This window comes from Desulfobulbus alkaliphilus, assembly GCF_016918545.1.
Taxonomy (GTDB): Bacteria; Desulfobacterota; Desulfobulbia; order Desulfobulbales; family Desulfobulbaceae; genus Desulfobulbus; species Desulfobulbus alkaliphilus.
In genome coordinates, this window is the sequence record NZ_JAFFQC010000286.1 from 1 (window position 1) to 433 (window position 433).

General features: G+C 70.0%; 1 pseudogene. It reads left to right on the forward strand.

Annotated features, from left to right (window positions below):
* Nucleotides 1-433 (forward strand): annotated as a pseudogene (locus tag JWG43_RS20930) (histidine kinase); the annotation flags it as partial.

A 433-nucleotide genomic window follows, 5' to 3' on the forward strand; every position in this document is an offset into this window, starting at 1 on the left:
GTATTGCGCGAAGAAGGCGTGACGCGGGGCGAGCCGACGCCCGAACTGGACCCCATCCGCGCGTCGATCTGGCTGACCGACCGGTTCATCCCGGCGGGCCAGCGGGTGCGACTGTATGATGTGAACGGCCTGTTGCTGGTCGACAGCTATCAGGTGACGGAGGCCATCGGCGGGCGGCCCCTGCCCGACGCGCAGCCGGCTGGAACGGCGACCGAGGACGCCGCCAAGGCCAATCTGCTGTCCGAACGCAGGGTCGCGCGCGCCGACAGCGAACTGGCGGCCGAGGTGGCGGCGGCGCTGGACGGCTCGCCCCAATCGACCCTGCGTCGCAACGAATCCGGCGACCGCGTCGTCTCCGTCTCCATTCCCGTACGCCATGTGCGCCAGGTGCTGGGCGTGCTGACCGTCGAATCCGGGGACGTGGACGAAATCC